This window comes from Mycolicibacterium lutetiense (genome assembly GCF_017876775.1).
GTDB lineage: Bacteria > Actinomycetota > Actinomycetes > Mycobacteriales > Mycobacteriaceae > Mycobacterium > Mycobacterium lutetiense.
Map to the genome: position 1 here is coordinate 1,007,378 of NZ_JAGIOP010000001.1, position 18,246 is coordinate 1,025,623.

Genomic DNA, 18,246 nt, shown 5'->3' on the forward strand with positions numbered 1-18,246 from the left:
CTGCTAAGCGGGCCTCATGTAGAACGGCATCCGCACGGCGGGCCACTGATTACGCCCACACGAACCGCTGGGGCCCTTGGTCACGTCCTCGCCGGCGTATTCGGTCGAGGCAGGGTCTACGTGCCCGTCGAAGCCCACCGGGTAGAACTTGTATACCTGCATGCCCTCGATGGGCGTGCCATCGGCGCAGAAGCGCCAGTTGGGTACGACCCGCTTGATGTACCAGAGGCCGTTGGTCGTGTAGACCGGTGCGGTCCAACCTGCGTCGCTGGTCACCGTGCCGCTGCATTCGGTGGGCGAGATGCACTGGGTCGAGATGGTCCAGTTGCTGCGGGTCGACGGTTGCTTCTCGTAGCGTTCGTTGATCTTGGCCCATTCGCCGTTGGACGACGTGGCGAAGGTGCCGTTGATGCCCCACTGCTCGGCGGCGCCGGCAGGGGCGGCACCGCTCAGGCCGATCAACGCCGCGGCGGCGACACTCACCGCACCGGCACCCACCCGGGATGCTGACATGAATGCTCCTTCTGGCCCACATGAGGTATTGGTAGCCTTGTTCTCAGTTTCGGAGAATATCACTATCAACGTGTGGTCCACGACGGATTCGACCAGGCCAACCCGTCAGGGGATCGGCCTGGCGAGAACTGCGGCGGCTCAATCGTAGTAATATTCTCCAAAACTGAGAGTTTGATTTCCAGCTATGCGAAAGTAACAACGTGCGTGTGACGGTGATGGCGACCGCTTCAATGATTGTCGCCGGGATGCTGGGTGCTCCGCAGGCGAATGCGGGTCCGCAGACATGTAATGACGCGTTTTGCACGCCGGGCATCAACCCGAATGCGGTGCTCGGCGCGCCGTGCGACAACACCTCCTACTACGTGTTCGGGGTGGACGCGCGCAACGGGTGGGGCCGGTTGGTGTTCTGCGGCTCGCCGCGGCGCTATGAGCCGCGGTGGTTCCGGTCCCCGCCGATGGTGGGGATCCGGGACGAGAACAGCCTGTGCATCAACGAACAGAACTCGGTGGCCCAGGCCCCGGACGGGCTGTTCCTGAGCTGCGTGCCGATGAACGGTGAGACGCGCTGGCTTCGTGGCGATGCCTGAGCCCGACGCTTGAGAAATGCCTGGGGGCGACGCGATTAGCGTCGCCCCCAGGCATTTTGGTTGTGAGCTGCGGCCTACCAGTTCCGGATCGAGCACAGCGCGCCCTTGGGGCCGCTGTTGGTCTTGACGACGACGCCGTCGACGGCCAATGTGCAGTTGAACCTGGGCGTCGGAAGATTGGGTGACTCACCGCTCTGCACCAGGACCATGGCCCACAGATCAGGATTGGCGAGCATCGCGTCGAGCACCCACGGCTTGTCCGGCGCGATGTCCACGTCGGCCCTCGGGCTGAACTCGTACGGATTGTGGCTGTAATCCGAGAACATCGCGGGCTCGCTGTCCCGGTAGTAGATGTGGGCCCAGTACGGAGCATCAGCGGTCACCGTGTACTGCACGTGGTGCAGCGGCGGGCCGGGCGGCGCCGGATCGTCGGCGAATGCCGGTGCGGCGGTGGCGATTGCACCGGCGGCCAGCGTGGCCGCCGTCGCCATGGTCAGGGGTCGGCTCATCCAGTCGCGCATCGATCACATCCTCGTCAGGGTGAACGGGTAGGTGAAGGAACCGCCGGGGGCGCCGTCGCAACCGACATCGAACGAGGACACCATTTCGCCCGCGAGTGTGTTGGCATCCCACGAGTACACGTCGTGGGTCGGAATCGTGGGCCCGTAGTAGATGTCCCCGCACCGCAGGCCGTAGAACTCATCGATCGTCAAGGTGTATCGACCGTCGATCAGTCTCGCGTCGGCACGGTTGGGGACCGCCTTGGCGACCGGCTGCGGGATGGTCATGACGGTGATGCAGTCCTTCACCCAGGTGTCGGTCCCGGGTTCGTGGCAGGGCGTGATCGCCGACCAGATCCAGGTATGGAAATCGCGGCGATCCGGCATGTTGAGGTTGTAGTTGCCGAAATACATCGCAGATGACGGTGGTGCCAAGGCGATTGCTGTCCCCAACCCCAGCGCGGCGCTCATCGCCACGCGGATCAAGCTGGACTTCACAGGCACACCTCCACGGATCGGGCACTGGTCGGCTGACTATAGAACGAGATCAGGCTTCACCGTGCCGAAACCGGAATCTCGTCCTCGTCAGCGAGATTGTGATTCTCGCTTTTGGAGAATAACAAACACGTCGGAGGACGAGATCCGCGGAATCTTGCGACGATCAGCGGCAGGTCAGCGCACCGGCGTGAACGTGATGTTCAGGTCGGTGAGGCCGCGCAGGATGAACGTCGGCTCGTAGGTGTACCGGCGATCGTCGGCGGGGCCGTGGAACTCCTCGTCGATGGCGATATCGGCCATCCGGTCCAGGATCCGCTCCAACGACACCCGGCCCTCGACGCGGGCCAACGGGCCGCCCGGGCAGCTGTGCACGCCGCGGCCGAACGCGATGTGCTCGCGCACGTTCTTGCGATCCAGGCTGAAGGTGTGCGGGTCCTCGAAGCGCACCGGATCGCGGTTCACCGCACCCGGGCACACCATGAGCGTGGTCCCCGCCGGCACATCGATGTCGCCGAGCTTCGTGTCCTTCTTGGCCAGCCGGAACTGGCTCTTGACCGGGGCGTCCATCCGCAGGGCTTCCTCGACGAAGGTAGGGATGCGGCTGCGGTCGTCGCGCAGGGCCTGCTGGATGTCCGGGCGGTCGCCGAGCACCCGCAGCGAGGCCGAGAGCAGCTTGGTGGTGGTCTCCTGCCCGGCGGCGAACAGGAAGGTCGCGGACCGCACCACCTCGATGATGGGCGGTACCGAACCGTCCGGGTAGTTCGCCGTCGCGAGTGCGGTCAGCACGTCGTCGCGCGGTTCTTTGCGACGGTCTTCGAGGTAGCGGCTGAACTTCTCGTCGAGCCATTCCAACGGGTTGCTGGAAACCAGGTCGCCGTCCAGCGAGCCGACCTGGGCCCCGGGCCGGGGCGCGCCCAGCACCGTGCGGAACTCCTCGTGGTCTTCTTCCGGCACGCCGAGCATGTCCGCGATCACCAGGAGGGAGAAGGGCTTCGCGTAGGCGCTGAGGAACTCGCACTTGCCGTCGGCGATGAAATCGTCGAGACACTGGTCGGCCAGCCGCCACATGAAGTCCTCGTTCTCCTTCAACCGGCGCGGGGTGAGCAGCCGGTTGAGCAGGGAACGGGCGTCGGTGTGCTCGGGCGGGTCCATGGTGACCATGTGCTCGAACATCGGCATCTGGGAGCGGTGCGCGGCAATCTGCTCGGTGATGTCCGAACCCTCGGGGGTGAACGGCAGCGGCGGGAACGGGCCGGCCACCGCGATGCACGAGGAGAACAGCTCGGTGTCCTTGAGGACCGTGGTGGCCTCCTCGAACCCGGTGATCGCCATGACGCCGTAGTTCGGTTCCTTCACCACCGGACACTTGCTGCGCAGGTGGTCGAAGTAGGGGTGTGGGTCGGGAACCAGTGATGGGTCGGTGAAGTAGTCGACGGTGTCGTAGTCGGTCGTGTTGGAATCGCTCATGGTGTGCGCTGCCTCCCGAAATCGATATGCGCTGCGGTAGTTTCGCGGCGGGCCGTACCGCGCGAAGATTTTTCGAAATTGCTGAGCACCTGCTTAGCATGGCGCTTGAGTCGTGGTCAAGGTCACGCGGCAGGGCGAAAGTTACGATCGCCGAGACGCTGTCGTCGGGGACAGGGCGTAAGGAGGATGGTCTATGGCATCGGCGCGAAGGATCGGGGCGCCAGACGCGAAGAACCGGGTCGTGCTGCTCGACGCTGCCGAGGCACTGATGATCGGGGAAGGGTATGTCGCGGTCACGTCCCGGCGGGTGGCCGAGCAGGCCGGACTCAAACCCCAGTTGGTGCACTATTACTTCCGCACCATGGACGACCTGTTTCTGGCGGTGTTCGTCCGGCGTGCCGAGGAGGGATTGGCCGTTCAGGCCGAGGTGCTGAAGTCTCCGCAGCCGTTGTGGGCCTTGTGGCGGCTGGGCATCGATCCGAGCGCGACCCGGCTGACGATGGAGATCATGGGCCTGGCCAACCACCGACCGGCGCTGCGGGCTGAGATCGGCCGCTACGCCGAGATGTTTCGCACCGCCGAGACCGAGGCGATCACGGCCGCCCTCCACCGCTACGGCGTCGACGCGTCCGAGGTGCCGCCGGTCGTGTGGACCTTCATCGCGGCCAGCGTCTCGCGGGTGATGGTCATGGAGCAGGCCCTCGGAATGACGGCGGGTCACGCCGAGGTGCTGCAGTTCTGTGAGGACTGGCTGCGACGCCTGGAAGGTGAACCGCAGCCACTCGAATTGCCGGCCTGACTTCCCCCTGCCGAGAAGACGCGGAAGTACCCCAAAACTGGTATTTCGGGGTACTTCCATGTCTTCTCGCGCAGGGAAACTAGAGCGACAGGATGGTGGCCGAGGCCGTTCCCGGCGCCCCGTAGACCTGGGCCAGACCGACCCGCGGGTTACCTGGCACCTGACGCTCGCCGGCCTCGCCGCGCAACTGGCGTACGAGCTCGTGCATCTGGCGCAGGCCCGACGCGCCGATCGGCTCGCCGTTGGCGATCAGGCCGCCGTCGGTGTTGACCGGCATCGTGCCGTTGATCTCCGTCGCGCCTTCGAGCAGCAGCTTCTCCTGGTCGCCGTCGGCGCACAGCCCGGTTTCGGCCATGTGGATCACCTCGGCGCCGGCGTCGGTGTCCTGCAGCTGGGCGATGTCGACGTCTTCCGGGCCGATGCCTGCTGCTTCGTACGCGGCCTTGGCCGCGTACACCGTGGGCGACGGATCCTCGTCCAACGGCGCCGAGGTGCCGTGCACCTCGTAGGCGCCGTAGGTGCGCGTGCGGATCTCACTGGCCCGCACGTACACCGGCTTGTCGGTGTACTTGTGCGCGATATCGGCACGGCACATGATCACTGCCGCGGCACCCTCGTCGGGAGCGCAGAACATGTACTGCCGCAGCGGGTAATTCAGCACCGGCGAGGCCATGATCTCTTCGACCGAGATCTCCTTGCGCCGGAACGCATTCGGGTTCAGCTCACCATTGCGGAAGTTCTTGTTGGCCACCCGCGCCAGCGTCTCCTCGGAGATGTTGTGCTTGTGGATGTAGTGGTTGGCCTTCATGCCGAAGAACTGCGTGGTGACGAACTGACCGTTCTCGGCATACCACTGCGGCAGTGCGAGTTTGGCCGGGTCGTCGGTGAAGGCACCGCGGGGGTGCTTGTCCAGGCCGATCGCGATGCCGATGTCGTACTTGCCCAACCGGATGGTGTCGGCAGTCTGCTGAATGGCGCTGGCCGCGGTGGCACACGCGTTGAACACGTTGGTGAACGTGATCCCGGTCAGCCCGACCAGGCGGGTGACCGCATCCGGATTGGACACCTCATAGCTGCCGCCGAACCCGAACTGGATGTCCTTCCACTCCAGGCCCGCATCTTCGAGCGCGAATTGGATTGCCTCGGCACCCATCTGCATCGCGGTCTTGTCGAAGCGGCCGAACGGGTGCAGGCCGACGCCGATGATGGCTACATCATTGGTCATATTCTTGCCTCTCTACACCGGCTGGAAGGCGAAGGTGACAATTTCGTTGCCCTCTTCGTCGGTGGTGAACGGGATCATGGTGAGTTCGACGTCCATGCCGAATTGCAGTTTGGCGGGGTCATTTTCGGTGAGGCGGCCTTCGACGCGCAGGACGGGTCCGGTGTCGTCGGCCAGTTCGACCAGGGCGACGCCGAAGGGGACGAAGGCTTTTCCGGTGGGTCCCTTGTAGGGGGCGCCGGGTGGGAAGCCCTGGGTGGTCCAGGCGATGACGGTGCCGCGCCGGGGCAGATTCACCTGTTCGGTGTTGCCACTGCTGCACCGCGGGCAGCGGGCCTGGGCGGGGAAGGTGGTGGCCGAGCAGTCGGTGCAGCGGCTGCCGATCAGCTGGGGTTCGGCATCGGGCCACGTCGAGATCTCGGGCGCCAGAGCAATCTGTGTTGACACGTCGCTGACGATAACCGGAAATGTGATTCTCGTCTAGTGAGAACCGCCTCTCGCTAGGCTCTCGTGGGCAGTTCAAACGGGATGAATGGAGGGAGACGGCGTGAGCAATGTTCTACCGGGGAAGGTGCGCCAGATCGGGTACGTGGTCACCGACCTGGACGACACGATCGCGAGCTGGTTGACGATGGGTGTCGGCCCGTGGTTCGTGATCCGCAACCTCCCCCAGCGGGTGACCTACCGGGGTGCGCCCTGCGAGGTGAAACTGTCCCTCGCGCTAGCCAACAGCGGTGACCTGCAGATCGAGTTGATTCAACAACTCGATGACACCCCCAGTGTCTTCACCGAGTTTCTCGGCGGTTCCGGCACCGGCGGATTTCACCAACTCGCCTATTGGGCAGACGATTTCGATTCCGCGATGGCCAACCTCGCCGAGACCGGCTGGCCACTGGTGTGGTCGGGCGGGGAAGGGGAGGGCGTGCGCTTCGCCTACTTCGAACCGCCGACCGGGGCCGCGATCATCGAGATCATGGAGCTGACCGAGTCCTCGGCCGGCATGGCCGCGTATGTGCGCGCGCAGGCCGCCGACTGGGATGGCAGTGATCCGGTCCGGGAGTTGGGTGGCTGACATCGGCTGAGTGGCCACTTCTGACACGGGTTTTCGCGAGGACTGTGTGACAGGTGGCCACTCGCTACCCCAGAGGGGCCTACTTGTTTTTGTTCATCACCTTGTCCGCGGCGGCCCAGTGCTCGTCGGAGCACCAGAGCCGGGCGAATGCCGAAACGGCCTCGGTGGTGGGCACCCCGTTGATCACCCGCTTGACCTCACCGGCCTGGCGGCTGGCAAGCAACTGTGCCGTCGACCGCCAGGTCTCGGCGAACTCGGCGCGGGGGACCACCTGATCGATCAGACCGACCTGCTCGGCCTCGCGCGCACCAAGGATGCGGCCGGTTCCGGCCAGCAGAAGCGCGCGGCTGCGGCCGACCAGGGTGGCGAGCCGCTCGGCTCCGCCCCAGGCCGGCATGATCGCCAGCGCCACCTGGTTGAAGCCGATCCGGATGTCATCGGCGGCGATTCGGATGTCCGCTGCCACCGCGACCTCGGCCCCGCCACCGAGGGCGTGTCCGTTGAGCGCGGCGATGACCGGTCCGTCGAAGCCCGCGACGCGGTCGCAGATCGTGCGCATCCGCCAGGCCATCTCGGAAGCCTCGAGTTCGGTGCGCAGCGCCGCCAACTCCTTGAGGTCGCCTCCTGAGACGAACGCCCGGTCGCCGCCACCGGTGATCACCAGGGCGGACGCCCCCGCAGCGCCATCCAGCGCCTTGTTCAGTGCATCCATGGTGTCCAGCGAGATGGCGTTGCGTGCCTGTGGGCGGTCGATCGTGATGATCGCCAGTGCGCCGTCGATTTCGAGGTCGACCATCAAACGTTCTCCAGTTCCGGGATTGGCATTCTCGTCTGATGAGAATAACATCACCGTTGTGCGCGACATCCCCGTTGAGCTGACCAAACGGTACGTCGAAGAAGGCTGGTGGCGGCCCGAAACCCTGGGCCAGATGCTGGCCGACGGTCTGGCCGCCAGTCCCGAGGCCGGGTTCTACGTGCACTCCGCCACCCGCCCGTACCAAGGCACCTTCGGCGAGGTCGAGCACGCCGCCCGGCGCCTGGCCGCGGGACTTCGAGAGCGTGGAGTCGGGCCCGGTGACGTCGTGGCGATGCAGCTACCCAACTGGATGGAGGCCGCGGTCGCGTTCTGGGCCTCGGCGTTCCTCGGCGCGGTGACCGTGCCGATCGTGCACTTCTACGGACGCAAGGAACTCGGCCACATCATGGCCACGGCCAAGCCGAAGGTGTTCATCACCACCGAGCAGTTCGGCCGGATGAAGTTCGAGCCGGATCTGTGCGCAGATGTCCCGATCGTGGGCTTGGTCGACGAGCGCTCGCGCGAGGAGTGTGACGGGGGTCAAGCTTCATTCGCCCGTCTCCTTGCCGACGAGCCGATGAGCGGAACCCTGACCGCGGATCCGGCTGCGCCGGCGCTGATCGCCTTCACCTCCGGAACCACCCGCGACCCCAAAGGGGTCGTCCACAGTCATCAGACGCTGGGCTTCGAAACCCGCCAGTTGCTGGAGAACTACCCGCCGGACCGGGGCCGTCAGCTCACCGCCACGCCCGTCGGGCATTTCATCGGCATGCTCGGTGCGTTTCTGATCCCGGTGTTGGAGGGTGCCCCGATCGATCTGTGCGACGTCTGGGACCCGGGCAAGGTTCTGGACTTGATCGAGCGTGACGAATTGTCGATCGGCGGTGGACCGCCGTACTTCGTGACCAGCCTGATGGACCATCCGCAGTTCAGCGAACGCCATCTGGCCCGGTTCACCACTGTCGGTCTGGGCGGCTCGACGGTGCCTGCGGCCGTCACCCGGCGCTTGGCTGATCTGGGGCTCTTCGTATTCCGCTCGTACGGCAGTACCGAGCATCCGTCGATCACGGGGTCGGGAGCGGGGGCGCCGGAGGACAAGCGGTTGTACACCGACGGCAACGCGCGTCCCGGTGTGGAGATCCGACTCGGGCCAGATGGCGAGATCTTCAGCCGTGGACCCGACCTGTGCCTGGGTTATACCGACGATGCCCTGACCGCAAAGCATTTCGACTCCGACGGCTGGTATCGCACCGGGGACATCGGCGTACTGGACGACGACGGCTACCTGACGATCACCGATCGCACCACCGATCTCATCATCCGCGGCGGGGAGAACATCAGCGCGCTCGAGGTCGAAGAGGTGCTGCTGGGCCTGCCGGCCGTGATCGAAGCGATCGTGGTGGCCGCTCCGGACGCACGGTTGGGCGAGCGGGTCGCCGCGGTCCTCCGGGTGCGTGACGGCGGAACGATGCCGACCCTCGACGAGGTCCGGTCGCATTTCGACTCCGGTGGCGTCGCCCGGCAGAAGTGGCCGGAAGAGCTATATCAGGCCGAGGATTTTCCCCGCACGGCCAGCGGCAAGGTCCAGAAGTTCGTCATCCGGCAGGAGATTGCTGAAATCAGCCGATGAGCAGCCTCAGGGGCGAGTTCGGCATTGCGGCAGCCGAAAAGTGAGAATATGATTCTCGTGAATTGCAAAGGAGTTTTTCATGGGGCAACTGTCACATAGGGTCGACATTCCGTTTCCGCTGTTCGATGCGGACAACCACCTGTACGAACCTCCGGAGGCGCTGACCACGTACCTCCCCAAGGAGTACAAGGACATAATTCAGTACGTCGAGATCAACGGGCGTACAAAGATCGCCATCCGAGGTCAGATCAGCAACTACATCCCGAACCCCACCTTCTCGGTGGTCGCCAAGCCTGGCGCCTGGGAGGAGTACTTCAAGTTCGGCAACCCCGACGGCAAGAGCAAGCGCGAGCTGTTCGGTGAGCCGATGAAGTCGATCCCCGCCTTCTTCGAGCCCGCGCCGCGCCTGGAGCTGATGGACGAGCTCGGCCTGGATCGCACCCTGATGTTCCCCACGCTGGCCAGCCTGATCGAGGAGCGGCTGCGCGACGATCCGGTCGCGATCCACGTCATCGTCCACTCGCTCAACGAGTGGTTGCACGAGGTCTGGGGCTTCAACTACAAGAACCGGATCTTCACCACCCCGGTGATCACCCTGCCGATGGTCGACAAGGCGATCGAAGAGCTGGACTGGGCGGTCAAGCGCGGCGCCCGTGCCATCCTGGTCCGCCCGGCGCCGGTGCCCGGATTCCGCGGCCCGCGTTCGTTCGCGCTGCCGGAGTTCGATCCGTTCTGGCAGAAGTGCGTCGAGTACGACGTGTTCGTCGGCATGCACTCGTCCGACAGTGGCTACTCGCGCTACACCTCGGAATGGGATGGCTCCGTGCAGGAGATGCTGCCCTTCCAGACCAACGCGATGAACATCCTCAACGAGTGGCGCCCGATCCAGGATGCGGTGGCCTCGTGGGTGATTCACGGCGCGCTGTTCCGGCACCCGAAGCTCAAGGTCGGCGTCGTCGAGGCCGGGTCGAAGTGGATGTTCCCGCTGCTCGACTCGATGGCCGAGGTGTACAAGAAGGCACCCGAGGCCTTCCTGGGCAACCCGATCGAAGAGATCAAGAACCGCATCTACGTCAGCCCGTTCTACGAAGAGGGCATCGACGATCTGATCAACCTGATCGGAGTCGACCAGGTGCTGTACGGCTCCGACTGGCCGCACCCGGAGGGCTTGGCCGAGCCGACCCACTACGTGACCGCGCTTGAGCACCTCACCGTTGAGGATCAGGCCAAGATCATGGGTGGAAACCTCGGTCGCCTCGTCACAACCTAAGGGGCCGGACACATCGAAGCGCAGCAGACCATCCCCGCGATGGTCCTGAGTGCAGCGGACCGATTCGGCGATGCCGAGGCTGTCGTCGACTATGGCGACAATCAGATCGGGGCCGACGGTCCGCTGCGTCTGTCCTTCACCGAAGTCGTCGAGCGCATCCGGAAGGCATCGGGTGCGTTCGTCGAGTTCGGCATCGAGAAGGGGGACCGGGTCGCGGTCTGGGCCCCCAATTCTGCCGAGTGGATCATCGCCGCGTTCGGGATCATGGCTGCCGGCGGCGTCCTGGTTCCGGTCAACACCCGGTTCAAGGCCGACGAGGCCGCCGATGTGGTGGCCCGCAGCGGCGCCAAGGCGGTAATGGTCGAAAATGGTTTTCTCGGACAGGATTTCACCTTGTCCGGGACCGATCTCGATGTCCCCGCCATCGACCTGAAGTCGGACTTCTTGAGCAGTGGGTCGCCGTTCGTCCGTGACGTGAAGCCCACCGACGTCTCCGACGTCATCTTCACCTCGGGCACCACCGGCAGACCCAAGGGCGCGATGATGAACCATCGCCAGACGCTGCGGGCCTACGAGGAGTGGGCCACGCTCGCCGATCTGCGCGAGGGTGACCGCTATCTGATGATCAACCCGTACTTCCATACGTTCGGGTTGAAGGCCGGCTTGGTGGCGTCCTTCCTGCGCGGTGCGACGATGCTGCCGGTCGCGGTGTTCGACGCCGACAGTGTCGTGGAACTGATTGAGCGCGAACGCATCACGATGTTGCCGGGACCGCCCACGCTGTATCACTCGCTATTGGCGGTCGCCGACCGTGACCGCCTGGCGACACTGCGCGCCGGGGTGACCGGTGCTGCCGACATCCCGGTGGAGCTGGTTCGACGCATCCGCGACGAGTTGCCGTTTCAGACATTGATGACCGGGTACGGCCTCACCGAGGCGGGCAACGTCACGCTGTCACGACCCGGCGACTCGGCCGAGGACGTGGCGACAACCGCGGGCCTGCCGTGCGAAAACGTCGAGGTGCGCATCGCCGACGATGCCGAAGTGCTGGTGCGCGGGTACAACGTGATGCAGGGCTATCTGGACGATCCGGCGGCCACCGCCGAGGCGATCGACCCCGAGGGCTGGCTGCACACCGGCGATCTCGGCGAGTTCACCGAATCCGGCCGGTTGCGGATCGTCGGACGCAAGAAGGACATGTTCATCGTCGGCGGCTTCAACGCCTACCCGGCCGAGATCGAGGGATTCCTGCTGGAGCATCCGGCGGTAGCGCAGGTGGCTGTCGTCGGCGTCGCCGACGAGCGGATGGGCCAGGTCGGCAAGGCGTTCGTGGTGCTGCGGGACGAGCCCGGGGTCTCGGCTGTCGTTGCCGAGGATCTCATTGCCTGGAGCCGCGAGCGTATGGCTGGCTACAAGGTGCCCCGTTTTGTGACATTTCTCGACGAACTGCCGCTCAACGCCACCGGCAAGGTGATGAAGAACCAGCTTGAAGCGCGGGAAATGCCAGCCAACGCCAAGTAACTGCACAGCCTGAAAACATCATTACCGCAGGTAGATGGCCATGTATGCGCCTGCTTTGGATGATGTACTCTCGGGTCACTACCTCAAACTGATAACGTAATTCTCGTTAAGCAGGCTGCTGAACGGACAGGAGGTCGGCATGCCGTCCCGCAAGCCTTCGTCGCCGGTACTCGATACTAGCGAAGATGACGCGTCGCCAGGCGGCGCACTGGAAATGGCCGAGCAGGCCGAAGCCGAGGCCGCAGAGGCCGAGGCCGTAGCGACCGCCGCCCGCGCCAGGGCACGCGCCATTCGGCTACGTAACCAGGCCGCCGCAGAACAGGCGGCCGCAGACGGGGATGCGGACGCGGACCCGACCGTGGCCGAAGATGCCGCCGTCGACGCCACTGATGCCGACGATCCCGAGATCACCGACACCACCGGCGTCGAGGCCGAGCCGCTCGATGGGGCCGAGCCGGGGGCCGGGGGAGAAGTCGACGGCACGTCGTCCCGGCGCCTGCCGCGGGTGCGGGTATCGCGCCTGTTCTGGAAGGTGCTGGCGAGCTGTCTGACGCTGATCGTCATCGTGGGCCTGCTGGTCGCCAGCGGCTTGATGATCTGGCAGCACCGCCAAGCCGAGCATCGTCAGCAACTCGCAGCCGAATACACCGCCGCGGCCCGCCAGACCGTCGTGACGCTCATGTCGTTGGATTTCAACCATGCTCAGGACGCCGTCAAGAACATCCTGGACAACTCGACGGGTGAGTTCCGGGACGATTTCGAAGCGCAGGCGAAAGACTTCGTCAAGCTGGCCCAGGACGCGAAGGTAGTGACCGAGGCGAATGTGACCGCCGCCGCGGTGGACACCATGAGCGACAACAACGCTGTCGTTCTGGTCGCGGTCAACACCCACGTCACCAACACCACCGGTGCCAACAAGCAAGCCCGGCCGTGGCGGGTGGCCGTTGACCTGGTCCGCGAAGGTGACCAGATCAAGCTGACGAAAGTCGAGTTCGTGCCGTGACCGTGGATCTGAAGAAGACTGAGATCGAAGACACCGAGGCGGCCGTCGAGACCGAGGCCGAGGTGGCCGAGGACGTCACCGACACCGTGGTTGACGAGCCCACGTCAGGGTGGCGCCGGAACCTGACGAACCTGTGGTTCCCGCTGGCACTGGTCGTGGCGTTGATCGCGTCGGCTGCTCTGGCCGGATGGCTGTACTTCGCGGAGTACCGCGTCGACCAGCAGACCGGGCCGTCGGCGTCAGAGACGGTACTCAAAGCCGCGAGCGATGGCACCGTGGCCCTGCTGAGCTACGCGCCGGACAGCCTCGACCGGGACTTCTCGGCCGCCAAGTCGCACCTGACCGGGGATTTCCTGTCGTACTACACCCAGTTCACCCAGGAAATCGTCGCCCCTGCCGCCAAGCAGAAGGCGGTCAAGACCAACGCAGCAGTCGTGCGCTCGGCGGTCTCGGAGATCAAGCCCGATTCAGCGGTGGTGTTGGTGTTCGTCAACCAGGCCACGACCAGCGCCGAGAATCCCAACGGCAGCTTCACCGCGAGCGCGGTCAAAGTGGGGATGAGCAAGATCGACGGCAACTGGTTGATCTCGTCGTTCGACCCGGTGTAGCCCGCGCGTAGTCAGTCCTGAGCGTGCCGCTCGTACTCCCACCGCTCCAGCCACGTCTGCAGCTCGTGTACCGCAAACGCGGTTGCCACCGTGCTGACCACGACGAGGCCAAGCAGTAACGCGCTCATGGCAGGCACCCCGCGTAGTGCGTTGCCTGCCTCGGCGCGACGGTGTCGGGTGCGTCCAGCACAGATTGCTGGATGGCGCGGTAGCGGTCGCGCTCGGCGATGCACCAGGAATCGGTCCAGCCTTCGAGCAGGTCACCGGTGTGTATCAGCCGGCGCAGGGTCGGCTGAGTGCCCGTAGGCGCCGGTCGTCCTTCGATCAGGGTCATCGCCTCGTGCAAGGCGACCGCCTCGTGCCAGTCCACGGTCACTTCGGGCGCCAGGCTGACGTATTGGTGTCGCACCACGAGCAACGCGTCGGCGCCCATCGGTCGCAATCGCCACAGCGCCGAACGCAGCGAGGACACCGCCTTGTGCGGGGGGCTGCCCGGCCACAGCAAGTCGCAGACCCAGCTGCGGTGCAGCTCGCGGCGCTTCACGGCGGCAAGCGCCACCACCCGGCGACACGAGGGCGGCAACAGCAGCGGCTCCAGGTCTCGGTACACGGTGAACTCGCCGAGGAGGTTCAGCCTGAATTGCTTGGACATATACGCATCCTCGAGCGTGGTCGGAGTCCTGACATCAGTAGTGCACTACCTGTGTTTCGGTGAGTTTCTGCCACCACGCCGTGGGCAATCCACTCTCTGGGGTTCCGATGAGATGGAATTGCGGGGAGAACGTGGCGAGAAAGGGGCATATCAGGTTGAACGAGAACGAGCCCAGTCCGGTTCAAGCCCACCGCCTGAACCGGATGTCCGGACGCGACCCGCACGAGCAGCACCGGGTGGCGAGTCCGTTGGAATTGCTGTTCGACCTGACCTTCGTGATCGCCTTCGGGGTGGCGGCGGCTCAGTTCGCGCATCTGATGGCCGAGGGTCATGTGTCGGCCGGTTTGGCGGGCTTCTCCTTCGGAGCGTTCGCGATCTGGTGGGCGTGGATGAACTTCACCTGGTTCGCCTCCGCCTACGACACCGACGACTGGATCTACCGGGTGATGACGATGCTGCAGATGGTCGGTGTCATCATCCTCGCGCTGGGCATCCCCCCGGTCTTCGCCTCCATCGAACGCGGCGGGCACGTCGATAACACCGTGATGGTGGCCGGCTATGTGGTCATGCGAATTGCGTTGGTGGGGCAGTGGTTACGGGCTGCGGTGCAGGATCCGCCCCGACGGTCCGCTTGCCTGACCTACGCGAGCGCGGTCGTCATCGCCCAGATCGGGTGGGTGGTGCAGATCTTCGTGCAGACTTCGCTGACGGTATTCTTCGTCTCCGCCCTGGTGCTGATGGTGGTGGAGGTCGGCGGGCCGATCCTGGCGGAGCGGCGGATGGGGGGTACCCCGTGGCACGCGCATCATGTCGCCGAGCGATACGGATTGCTCGCGATCATCGCATTGGGCGAAGGCGTGGTCGGCACGGTGGCGTCCTTGACGGCCGCGGTGGGGGAGCACGGTTGGTCCGCGGACGCGATCCTGCTGGTGGCCGCCGGAATCGGGCTGACCTTCGGGATGTGGTGGGTGTATTTCCTGATTCCGGCCGGCGAGTTGCTGCACGCCAGACGCCGGCTCTCGTTCTGGTACGGCTACCTGCACCTGGCGGTGTTCGGTGCGATCGTTGCCACCGGCGCGGGGTTACATGTGGCGGCTTATTACATAGACGGCGAATCGAAGCTGGATTCTGTGGGCACGGTGCTGGCAGTGGCGATCCCGGTGGCGATCTACCTGTTCTCGATGTTCGTCATCTACTCGTGTCTGGTGGGCGAGGTCGATCTGTTCCACGCGCTGTTGCTGATGTTGGCGGGGGCGGTGCTGGTGGCCGCCGTGGCACTGGCGGCGGGCGGGACATCGATGGCGGTGTGTCTGTTGGTGGTCACCGCAGCTCCGGTGGTTGTCGTCGTCGGGTTCGAGGCGGTCGGGCACCGGCACGCCGCGGCGATCATCTCCGCACGATTGTCCGGCGGTATTCACCGCCCGGGGTGAGTCTCGAAGCTCTCCAACAGCATTCGCTCCTGCTCGGCCGCTAGCAGGCGGCGTGTCTTGCGGCGGGTGACCAGGATTCCGATCGTGGCCAGGATCCACACCGCGTACTGCACTGACCAGGCCACGCGGAACGACGCGAACGAGTAACTGTCGGTTCCGGACAGGATCAGCCCCATGGCCTGCATCACCAGCAGTGCGGCCAGGAAACCGCCCATGTTCACCATGCCTTGGGCGGTACCGAGCGTGTGGCTCGGATTGAAGGTGCGGGCGAAGTCGAAGCCGACCATCGATCCGGGACCGCCCACCGAGATGACGACGATGAGCACCACCAACAACCACACGGGCGCCGGGCCGGGCAAGGCCAGCACCACGGTCCACACCAATGCGTTACTGGCGATGATCCAGAGCACCAGGTGTGACCTGCGGTGTGGATGACGGCCGGTGAAGATGCCGATCATGATCCCGGCCGCGATGGCGGCGACCACCGAGACGGTCAATAGGGCGCCGGCCGCGGTAGCCGAAAGTCCCTGCGCCACTGTCAGATAGGGCACCCCCCACATCAGTGCGAATGCCGTGACCGAGAACTGAGTGCCCATGTGGGTGAAGAACCCGAGCCTGGTACCGGGCCGCAGCCAGACGGTCTTGATGCGGGACAGGGTGGTGTGCAGCGAGATCGGCTCAGGTGTCAGTGCGGAACCGTGTGGCGTGTTGCGGATCAGGGCCAGGGCCAACACGATCACCACAAATCCGAACGCGGCGACCGACAGATAGGCGGGTGTCCACCCCGAGCCGGTGAGGATCGCGAGGAACGGGATCGCGGAGAGGACCTGACCGAGTTGGCCGCAGATACCGGTCAATTGGGTCACCAGCGGGACGCGGGCCGGTTCGAACCAGTTCGGCACCAGGCGGAGAACCGAGATGAAGGTCAGTGCATCGCCAAGGCCGACGATGGCCCGTGCACCGATGGCCCCGGGTAGCGACTCGCTGAGGGCGAGCACGAGCTGACCGGAGGTCATCAGCGCGGCACCGCAGACGATGAGTACCCGGGAACCGAAGCGGTCCAACAGCAGTCCTGCGGGAACCTGTGCCGCGGCGTAGACGATCACCTGCAGCACCACGAATGTGGACAGCACACCCGGGCTCGCGGCAAATCTGTCGGCCGCCTGCAAGCCCGAGACGCCGAGGGTGGTGCGGTCGAGAACCGCGATGATGTACGCGAGTAGTCCGGTGGCCCAAACGATCCAGGGACGCACGCGGGCACCTTTCGTCAAAAATGGTTTCTGGCGGCAGACGTACATGGTCTCGCACCGTTGGCGTCGAAGCGAGCGAGATTCTTTGTCGCGGTTGTGAAATTGGTCTCGGACGCAGTATTCCGGGATTCATCGAGTTGGCTGTAAATGCACTCTCATGTCGCACTTGAGGGATGTCGTCCGTTATATCCGCAGATAAGCGCGCTATCGATGAGGTCGCCGGTTGGTAGAGAGTTGTAGCTACGAATTCGCTCGCAACATTAACCGGAGAGTAGGGTGTCGGCATGAATCGCTGTTCAATCCGACGCGGAGGACGCCGGCTTGGTTGAGTACCGTCTTGAAGACCTGGCGCGCATTTCCGGCGTCAGCGCTCGCAATATCCGCGCCTATCGTGAGCGCGGGTTACTGGATTCGCCGCGGCGCGTCGGGCGCTCGGCGTACTACGGTGAGCGGCATCTTGATCAGTTGACAGCGATCAGCCAGCTACTGGCCAAGGGTTTCAACTCGGCGCACATCGCCGAGTTCTTCGCCGCCTTGCGTGAGGGCAAGGATCTGTCTGGCGCCTTGGGGATCCAAGACTCGGGCTGGTGCCGGCCGACGACACTGCCATTGAACGTGGACCCAGCCGGCGATGATGTCCGCACACTCGTCGAATTCGGGTTGGTGCACATCGTGGACGGCTCCGTCGAGGTGACCGATCCCGCGTTGGTCGCGCTCGTCGGCGGCGCAGAGGACCATGGGCGTCTCGTGCGCGGCATGGCCCAGCTCTGCCGAGCCACCAGCGCCGCGGTCGATCACCTCGCCGAGTCGGCCGCCGCTGCGGTCCCCGAATGCGAGGGCGGTCTTTCGGACGCCGGCCTGCCCGAGCTGGTCCGGGTGGTGGTCTCCGCCCGGGTGGACCGGGCCCTGCGCGCGGGCGTGGCCGCCACCGAATAGACCGACGGACTGAGGCCGCGCTCCGATCGGCGGGATGGAATAGTTACTGACGAGTAAGATGTTCCAGCAAACTTTTGGTTCGGGCGGTCGGGATTCGCTGGCCAGAATTGGCCCGATTGCTTCCTGGTTCGCCGCTGGTTCACGGTCCCGGATGTGACGGAAAATTTAGATAACGATTCGATAACAGTACTGCCTTGATCTGCGCAGTTATGGCTACTCGACCGTAACCACCTGCCAACAGGACGTTTGTCCCGAATGTCTTCGGGGGTCGCTCGACGCGGCGTTACGTTACCGGCGGTTACCCATGCGTAGAACTCGCCAGTAACCAATCTGAGCGGAAAACGCCCACACGCTCTTATGACACTCTTAGTACGGCAGGAATGTGCGTGACACCGTCCGGAGGGCTCCGGCGGCACCGCGTTCCCCACCTGATTCGACGCTGAATCGCCGTTGGCTTGTCGCCGGGCAGTCACACCGCCCCAGACATGCAGA

Annotated in this window: 19 protein-coding genes; 10 read left to right on the forward strand and 9 right to left on the reverse strand. The window is 64.8% G+C overall.

Annotated elements, in window-relative coordinates; genetic code table 11:
- Positions 1 to 3: 3 nt before the first annotated feature.
- Entirely contained in the window at positions 4 to 513 is a 510-nt protein-coding gene (locus JOF57_RS04930) for an Rv2253/PknI dimerization domain-containing protein (protein ID WP_209914246.1), read from the reverse strand.
- Positions 514 to 728: 215 nt separating this feature from the next.
- On the opposite strand from JOF57_RS04930, the gene JOF57_RS04935 reads away from it, so the two are divergent.
- Positions 729 to 1,100, forward strand: coding sequence for a hypothetical protein (locus JOF57_RS04935; RefSeq protein ID WP_234937715.1), 372 nt, complete (start codon positions 729 to 731; stop codon positions 1,098 to 1,100).
- A gap of 74 nt (positions 1,101 to 1,174) precedes the next feature.
- On the opposite strand, the gene JOF57_RS04940 is transcribed toward JOF57_RS04935, so the two are convergent.
- The 3 genes from JOF57_RS04940 to JOF57_RS04950 all read right to left on the reverse strand — a co-directional run bounded on the left by JOF57_RS04940 (position 1,175) and on the right by JOF57_RS04950 (position 3,565).
- On the reverse strand, positions 1,175 to 1,621 hold the full coding sequence (locus tag JOF57_RS04940; protein WP_234937716.1) for an Rv2576c family protein: 447 nt from the start codon (positions 1,619 to 1,621) through the stop codon (positions 1,175 to 1,177).
- A gap of 3 nt (positions 1,622 to 1,624) precedes the next feature.
- Positions 1,625 to 2,098, reverse strand: coding sequence for a hypothetical protein (locus JOF57_RS04945; RefSeq protein ID WP_209914249.1), 474 nt, complete (start codon positions 2,096 to 2,098; stop codon positions 1,625 to 1,627).
- 174 nt (positions 2,099 to 2,272) lie between these two features.
- On the reverse strand, positions 2,273 to 3,565 hold the full coding sequence (locus tag JOF57_RS04950; protein ID WP_209914252.1) for a cytochrome P450: 1,293 nt from the start codon (positions 3,563 to 3,565) through the stop codon (positions 2,273 to 2,275).
- A gap of 193 nt (positions 3,566 to 3,758) precedes the next feature.
- Here JOF57_RS04950 and JOF57_RS04955 point away from each other — a divergent pair, with 193 nt between their 5' ends.
- Positions 3,759 to 4,364 carry a TetR/AcrR family transcriptional regulator gene (locus JOF57_RS04955; RefSeq protein WP_209914255.1) on the forward strand — a complete coding sequence of 202 codons (606 nt, stop codon included), beginning with the start codon at positions 3,759 to 3,761 and terminating at the stop codon, positions 4,362 to 4,364.
- A gap of 79 nt (positions 4,365 to 4,443) precedes the next feature.
- On the opposite strand, the gene JOF57_RS04960 is transcribed toward JOF57_RS04955, so the two are convergent.
- Both JOF57_RS04960 and JOF57_RS04965 read right to left on the reverse strand, forming a co-directional pair.
- Positions 4,444 to 5,589 (reverse strand): thiolase family protein, encoded by a 1,146-nt coding sequence (locus tag JOF57_RS04960; protein WP_209914258.1) that lies wholly within the window; start codon positions 5,587 to 5,589, stop codon positions 4,444 to 4,446.
- Between the two features lie 12 nt (positions 5,590 to 5,601).
- Positions 5,602 to 6,033 (reverse strand): Zn-ribbon domain-containing OB-fold protein, encoded by a 432-nt coding sequence (locus JOF57_RS04965; RefSeq protein WP_407666533.1) that lies wholly within the window; start codon positions 6,031 to 6,033, stop codon positions 5,602 to 5,604.
- 100 nt (positions 6,034 to 6,133) lie between these two features.
- Here JOF57_RS04965 and JOF57_RS04970 point away from each other — a divergent pair, with 100 nt between their 5' ends.
- The gene (locus tag JOF57_RS04970) at positions 6,134 to 6,658 is read left to right on the forward strand and encodes a VOC family protein (RefSeq protein WP_307869960.1); all 525 of its coding nucleotides are present in this window, start codon (positions 6,134 to 6,136) and stop codon (positions 6,656 to 6,658) included.
- 79 nt (positions 6,659 to 6,737) lie between these two features.
- On the opposite strand, the gene JOF57_RS04975 is transcribed toward JOF57_RS04970, so the two are convergent.
- Entirely contained in the window at positions 6,738 to 7,454 is a 717-nt protein-coding gene (locus JOF57_RS04975; protein WP_209914265.1) for an enoyl-CoA hydratase/isomerase family protein, read from the reverse strand.
- A gap of 58 nt (positions 7,455 to 7,512) precedes the next feature.
- Here JOF57_RS04975 and JOF57_RS04980 point away from each other — a divergent pair, with 58 nt between their 5' ends.
- From JOF57_RS04980 to JOF57_RS05000, 5 genes are all read left to right on the forward strand, one after another.
- Entirely contained in the window at positions 7,513 to 9,084 is a 1,572-nt protein-coding gene (locus tag JOF57_RS04980) for an AMP-binding protein (RefSeq protein ID WP_209914268.1), read from the forward strand.
- Positions 9,085 to 9,163: 79 nt separating this feature from the next.
- On the forward strand, positions 9,164 to 10,354 hold the full coding sequence (locus JOF57_RS04985; protein WP_209914271.1) for an amidohydrolase family protein: 1,191 nt from the start codon (positions 9,164 to 9,166) through the stop codon (positions 10,352 to 10,354).
- A 12-nt stretch (positions 10,355 to 10,366) separates the two neighbouring features.
- Positions 10,367 to 11,875, forward strand: a complete 1,509-nt coding sequence (locus JOF57_RS04990) for a FadD3 family acyl-CoA ligase (protein ID WP_209915828.1) — start codon at positions 10,367 to 10,369, stop codon at positions 11,873 to 11,875.
- A 139-nt stretch (positions 11,876 to 12,014) separates the two neighbouring features.
- Positions 12,015 to 12,878: an Rv1363c family protein gene (locus JOF57_RS04995; RefSeq protein WP_209914274.1), complete on the forward strand. Its 864-nt coding sequence runs from the start codon at positions 12,015 to 12,017 to the stop codon at positions 12,876 to 12,878.
- Positions 12,875 to 13,486 carry a twin-arginine translocation pathway signal gene (locus JOF57_RS05000; protein ID WP_307869961.1) on the forward strand — a complete coding sequence of 204 codons (612 nt, stop codon included), beginning with the start codon at positions 12,875 to 12,877 and terminating at the stop codon, positions 13,484 to 13,486. The genes JOF57_RS04995 and JOF57_RS05000 overlap by 4 nt, the downstream gene beginning before the upstream one ends.
- A 124-nt stretch (positions 13,487 to 13,610) precedes the next feature.
- Here JOF57_RS05000 and JOF57_RS05005 read toward each other — a convergent pair whose 3' ends face one another.
- Entirely contained in the window at positions 13,611 to 14,138 is a 528-nt protein-coding gene (locus tag JOF57_RS05005) for an AfsR/SARP family transcriptional regulator (RefSeq protein ID WP_209914275.1), read from the reverse strand.
- A 203-nt stretch (positions 14,139 to 14,341) separates the two neighbouring features.
- Between JOF57_RS05005 and JOF57_RS05010 the strand changes: the two genes are divergently transcribed.
- Positions 14,342 to 15,568, forward strand: coding sequence for a low temperature requirement protein A (locus tag JOF57_RS05010; protein ID WP_209914278.1), 1,227 nt, complete (start codon positions 14,342 to 14,344; stop codon positions 15,566 to 15,568).
- On the opposite strand, the gene JOF57_RS05015 is transcribed toward JOF57_RS05010, so the two are convergent.
- Positions 15,553 to 16,821: an MFS transporter gene (locus JOF57_RS05015; RefSeq protein ID WP_209914281.1), complete on the reverse strand. Its 1,269-nt coding sequence runs from the start codon at positions 16,819 to 16,821 to the stop codon at positions 15,553 to 15,555. The genes JOF57_RS05010 and JOF57_RS05015 overlap by 16 nt on opposite strands.
- A 318-nt stretch (positions 16,822 to 17,139) precedes the next feature.
- Between JOF57_RS05015 and JOF57_RS05020 the strand changes: the two genes are divergently transcribed.
- The gene (locus tag JOF57_RS05020; protein WP_209914284.1) at positions 17,140 to 17,754 is read left to right on the forward strand and encodes a MerR family transcriptional regulator; all 615 of its coding nucleotides are present in this window, start codon (positions 17,140 to 17,142) and stop codon (positions 17,752 to 17,754) included.
- Positions 17,755 to 18,246: the final 492 nt, after the last annotated feature.